Here is a 5,269-nt window from a genome sequence, read left to right as displayed (position 1 = left end):
TGCTCCTGCAGAAGAACTGGTTTGATCTCGCCCTGCGGTTCTCGTCGGGGACGCGTGCGGTGATCACGTTCGAGAAGGGATCGTCCGGCATCCAGGTGATGCAGAACGCCTTCGATCAATGGCGGTCGTGAGACCGATCCTTCGGTGGATCGGATGACCGATTCGGCAGGCGGCTGGATCGCCGCCTGCTCCCTTCACCTCAGGCGTGAAGTGCCCTGGGGGCCTCGCGGGTCGCGAGATTGCGCTTGACCGCCTCCTGGATCTTCTCGAACGCCCTGACCTCGATCTGACGAACGCGCTCGCGCGAGACGCCGAACTCGCCGGATAGATCCTCCAGGGTGATCGGATCGTCGGCGAGACGTCGCGCCTCGAAGATGCGGCGCTCGCGCGGATTCAGCACCGACAGGGCGTCGCGCAGGGCGGAAAGGCGGTTCTGCCCTTCCTGCTCGCCGGCCAGGACCGTCTCCTGGCTCGGCGAGTTGTCGACGAGCCAATCCTGCCACTCGCCCTCGCCCTCCTCGCGCAAGGGCGCGTTGAGGGAGGTGTCGCCGGACAGGCGACGGTTCATGTCGATGACGTCCTGCTCGGGCACGCCGAGCTTGACCGCGATCTGGGCGACCTGATCGGGCTTGAGGTCGCCCTCGTCGAGGGCGGAGATCTTGCCCTTGGCCTTGCGCAGGTTGAAGAAGAGCTTCTTCTGGTTGGCGGTGGTGCCCATCTTCACGAGCGACCACGAGCGCAGGATGTATTCCTGGATCGCCGCCTTGATCCACCACATCGCGTAGGTCGCGAGCCTGAAGCCTTTGTCCGGCTCGAAGCGCTTGACCGCCTGCATGAGCCCGACATTGCCTTCCGACACGACCTCGGAGATCGGCAGGCCGTAGCCGCGATAGCCCATGGCGATCTTGGCGACGAGGCGCAGATGCGAAGTCACGAGCCGATGGGCCGCGTCTCGATCGCCCTTCTCGCGCCAGTCCTTCGCGAGGGTGAACTCCTCGTTGGGCTCCAGCATCGGGAACTTGCGGATCTCGTCGAGATAGCGCGACAGGCCGCCTTCATTGGCGAGCACGGGCAATGCGCCTGCCATAATCTCAATCCTCCATCGAGAGTCCCCCGGCATGGGCGGACTTCAGGGAGCGCGACACCGCTCCCACTGAGCCGGTGACGCGCGTCCCGACTCCTAGCGGGTAACGAGTCGAGCCGGTAGCCGGTTCACGAGTAGAACCGAACCTTCAACGCACCGAAGAGCGTTCCAGCCATTGCTGGCACGATTGGTCGCGGTCCGACGTGCCGATTCGCACGGCCATGCGAGATGGGCTTGACTGTCGCATCTCAGCGACGGCGCCTGTCACGATTCCATCTCGAGGGCCGACAGAAGGGCCGTCAGTTCGGAGGGCAGCGGGCTCTCGAAGCGCATGATGGCATCGGTTCGCGGATGGGCGAACCCCAGCAGCGTCGCGTGCAAGGCCTGGCGCCCGAGCGCCGCCAGAGCCGCCTTCGCCGGCCCACAGAGCCGTCCGGCCTTGGTCTTGAAGGCACTGCCATAGACCGCATCACCGAGCAGCGGATGCCCGCGATGGCTGAGATGCACGCGGATCTGATGGGTGCGCCCCGTCTCCAGCTGGCAGCGGACCAGTGCGACGGGCGCGCCGGTCCCGAGGACCCGCTCGACCTTGTAGTGCGTGATCGCCTCACGCCCGAGTTCGCCTCGCGTCACGGCGATCTTCTCGCGGTTGCGCTGGCTGCGCGCCAAGGGCGCATCGATGGTCCCCGCCCTTGGTTCGGGGATGCCCCAGGTGAAGGCGAGATAGGCTCGTTCCAGCGGGCCCGTGCGGCCGTGATCGGCGAACTGTGCGGTCAGGCCCTGGTGGGCCCGGTCGTTCTTGGCGATCACGATGAGGCCGCTCGTATCCTTGTCGAGACGATGCACGATGCCGGGGCGCCGCACCCCGCCGATGCCCGACAGGCTCTCACCGCAATGGGCGATGAGCCCGTTGACGAGGGTGCCGGCATCGTGGCCGGGAGCCGGATGAACGACGAGCCCCGCCGGTTTGTCGATGACGACGAGGTCGTCGTCCTCGTAGACGATGACGAGGTTCAGGCTCTCCGCCTCGGGCTCGGCGGCGATCGCCGCCGGGATTGTCACGTCGAAGACCGCGCCATTCCCGACCCGCGCCGAAGGGTCGGCGACCGCCACCCCGTCGCGCAGGACATGTCCCGTCCGCACCAGGCTCTGGAGCCTGACTCGTGAAAGGTCGGGCAACGCCCGGGCCAGGACCCGATCGAGGCGCTCCAAGGCGGCATCCGCGTCCAGCACCACACGCCGGACCTCCACATCCACCACCCGCTCTTCCCTTCGATTGTCGACATGAGAACGGGCAACGATTTCGCGCCCGCCGGGCTCTTGCCCGTTTCGCCGACCCTCGCTATACGAACGCCTCCCGGACGCAAGGCAACAGGCAGCCGGGACCAGAAGTGTCGGCGTCGTACAGGCCCGACCCCGCGCCCATCGTCTAGCGGTTAGGACAGGTCCCTCTCACGGATCAGACCGGGGTTCGATTCCCCGTGGGCGCGCCAACATCATCAAGCGACGTAGCGTTTAAAATGGTGTCTTACGCCGTGATCTTCCATCACGGCTTTGTGCAGAGTCACGTCCATATGAAAGTTCTCGCGCGGACCGAACATCGCGTTCGCGTAGCAGATTGGGCCGGTTCCGAGCTATAAGGGCTGGGTGACCTGCCGGAACGTGGATTCGTCTGAAGCAAGGTCTGGCAGAGGTCGACTTGATTTTCAGAACACCGCCCGATCGTTGGACCGGATCGCGTGTCGGAGGAGCCCATGTCGGACGTCATCCACGGCAATTTCGGTGGTCGGCCAGCGCCTTCCGCCCCTATCGAGCGGATCTTTGGTGAAGCCGCTGGCCTTCAGATTGGCCTCCGCCGGATCGAAGCGCCCTATGGAGACGAGTTGCAGGTGACCGTCAGCGCCGTGGCTCTTTCGGTTCCCAGGGCGGTGGCGGTCCTTCTCGCCAACCCGGCAGGTGAGGATGAAGCCGACCGGATTGGAAAGGCGGTGCTGGAGGCGCTTCAACTAGCCGATGAAGTGCGGGCGGGAGCCGTCTAGCCTCGAACGGGCCGTGCGATGATTGGCGACATCCCGGCTGACCTGGATCGGATCGGCCCAGGACCCATGCCACAGGATCCATGCCTGTTGTCCACGTCAGGGACGGCAATCCCGCAGCCTCGGGACTGACCATCCCAATCGTGTTGCAAGACGTTCCTGGCCCGCCGACGATAGAAGCTCGTTGTACTTGGCTGTGCTCGATGACTGATGAGCAAATAGTCGCGCGCCCCCGTCACAATCACGCCATCCTTGGCGCTCAACCACCGCGCTGTTTGATGCACGACGTGCGTCAACAATATCGAGGACAGACAGGACCTACCATGGCGTCGACCAGATCAGCTTTTCTTGTTATCGGTCTCTGCTTAGTTCCGGCCGTGGCCAATGCGCAGCAATCCCCGGCCCGCGACGCGCTCAAGCGGTCCTGCACGGGCGACTACATGGAGTATTGCAGCGAGTTTGCGCCGGGCGGCCCTGAGGTCGAGGCGTGCTTCCGTGCCAACCTGAAGAAGCTGTCACCTCATTGTGCCTCGGCCATCACCGCGTACAAGCAGGAGCAGAAGGCGACGAAGCGGGTCAGCGAGGTCCGCTGAGCCGGCACATATCGTCGTCTGCGCGTAGTCGTCTGCGAGCGCCCGGACCGGTTTTGACAATCCAGCGTCGGACGGGTGGGATCGATGACCACCATGGGTCGGCCGATCCTGGCTCCCCCGCTCGGGAACTCAGCCACCGTGAAGCTCTCGTGCACCTAATGGGCAGGCTCGGGTCGATCGCGATCGGGACCGCCGGGTGGAACGTGCCCGGGGCCTATGCCGCATACTTCCCTGGTACGGGCAGCCATCTCCAACGGTACGGCCGGCGCCTGAGCGCCGTCGAGATCAACACCTCATTCTATCGTCCGCACCGTGTCGCGACCTACGAACGATGGGCCGCATCGGTCCCGGACGGCTTCCGGTTCGCTGTGAAGATCCCCCGGGTGATCACTCAAGAACGGCGATTGATCGATGCCGGCGAACCTCTGGCGCGGTTTCTGTGCGAGGGAGCAGGGCTCGGCTCCAAGCTCGGCCCCCTGTTGCTGCAACTGCCCCCCAGCCTCGCCTTCGATCGCGGCCCGTCGGCGTTCCTGGCCGAACTCAGGCGAGCCCATCCGGGCACCGTCGTCTGCGAGCCGCGTCATCCGACCTGGTTCACGCCTGAGGTCGACGCGCTTCTCGACGAACTCTCGATCGCACGCGTCGCCGCCGACCCGGCGCCGGTTCGAGGAGCCGACGAGCCCGGCGGATGGCGCGGACTGACCTATTACCGGCTCCATGGTTCTCCGAAGATCTACTATTCGGCCTACGGACCGGCGGCCCTCGATCGGATCGCCGCACGACTGGCGCAGGATGCGAGCGGCGGGCGCGAGGTCTGGTGCATCTTCGACAACACCGCGGAATTCGCTGCGACCGGGAACGCGATCGAGACCGATGGATTGGTCAGGCGCGAAAGGATCCTGCCGGGCTCGGCGTAGGGGCTGGGCCAAACGAGGGGCGGCCCACTCGGCATGACCGGCCTCGATCGCTCAATGCTTGATCGCTAGCAGAGAGGCGATCAGATCCTTGCGCTTGCGGATTCCGATCTTGCGGTAGAGCGCATGGGTATGAACCTTGACCGTATTCTCGGTGAGGTTGAGCGCCTGCGCGATGTCCTTGTTCCGCATGCCGCTCTGGATCAGCATGAGGACGTCCTTCTGCCGGGACGTCAGCTCGGTCTGCCCGTCGCCGGGCGGGGAGCCGCGTCCGCCCTCCGACCGGTCGGGCAGCACCGACATGACAGCTGGCACGAAGATCTCGCCCTGGCTCACCGCACGCAGCGCCCGGACCGTCTCGGCGGCGCCGAGCGACTTCGGAAGATAGGCATGGGCACCGGCCTGCAGGGCGGCCAGGATGTCCGCCCGATCGTCCGATGAGGCCGCGATGGCGATGCGGACCCGAGGGAACCGTGTCCTGAGGCCGCGCAGACGAGAGCGATGCCGCGTCATCGGCGATGGCAGGTCGAGGGTCGCCATCGCGATCTCGGGGCGGTCCTCGAGGGCCGTCAGCGCCTGATCGAAGGACGAGGGTTTTAGGGCTGCATAGATGACCTACTTTCCTCGCTGAGCAAGTTCGGC

6 protein-coding genes and 1 tRNA gene are annotated in these 5,269 nt (G+C 65.5%); 4 read left to right on the top strand and 3 right to left on the bottom strand.

The annotated features are described in order from the left end of the window. Positions 1-199: 199 nt before the first annotated feature. Positions 200-1,087, bottom strand: coding sequence for an RNA polymerase sigma factor RpoH (rpoH, locus tag ACFE7U_RS17230; protein ID WP_375410936.1), 888 nt, complete (start codon positions 1,085-1,087; stop codon positions 200-202). 261 nt (positions 1,088-1,348) lie between these two features. Continuing rightward, entirely contained in the window at positions 1,349-2,344 is a 996-nt protein-coding gene (locus tag ACFE7U_RS17225) for an RluA family pseudouridine synthase (protein WP_375410935.1), read from the bottom strand. Positions 2,345-2,502: 158 nt separating this feature from the next. Here ACFE7U_RS17225 and ACFE7U_RS17220 point away from each other — a divergent pair. From ACFE7U_RS17220 to ACFE7U_RS17205, 4 genes are all read left to right on the top strand, one after another. Continuing rightward, positions 2,503-2,577 (top strand) — tRNA-Glu (locus tag ACFE7U_RS17220). A 261-nt stretch (positions 2,578-2,838) separates the two neighbouring features. Next, entirely contained in the window at positions 2,839-3,123 is a 285-nt protein-coding gene (locus tag ACFE7U_RS17215; protein WP_375410934.1) for a hypothetical protein, read from the top strand. Positions 3,124-3,443: 320 nt separating this feature from the next. Then, positions 3,444-3,713 (top strand): hypothetical protein, encoded by a 270-nt coding sequence (locus tag ACFE7U_RS17210; protein WP_375410933.1) that lies wholly within the window; start codon positions 3,444-3,446, stop codon positions 3,711-3,713. Positions 3,714-3,871: 158 nt separating this feature from the next. After that, positions 3,872-4,630: a DUF72 domain-containing protein gene (locus ACFE7U_RS17205; RefSeq protein ID WP_375410932.1), complete on the top strand. Its 759-nt coding sequence runs from the start codon at positions 3,872-3,874 to the stop codon at positions 4,628-4,630. A 51-nt stretch (positions 4,631-4,681) separates the two neighbouring features. Here the strand turns inward: ACFE7U_RS17205 and ACFE7U_RS17200 are convergent, their stop codons facing one another. Continuing rightward, complete coding sequence (locus ACFE7U_RS17200) at positions 4,682-5,167, bottom strand: LuxR C-terminal-related transcriptional regulator (RefSeq protein ID WP_375410931.1); 486 nt, start codon at positions 5,165-5,167, stop codon at positions 4,682-4,684. Positions 5,168-5,269: the final 102 nt, after the last annotated feature.

The sequence above is a fragment of the uncultured Methylobacterium sp. genome (assembly GCF_964251405.1).
Taxonomy (GTDB): domain Bacteria; phylum Pseudomonadota; class Alphaproteobacteria; order Rhizobiales; family Beijerinckiaceae; genus Methylobacterium.
The sequence above is the reverse complement of the archived record's forward strand: the minus strand, read 5'-3'. Positions and strand labels throughout refer to the sequence as shown.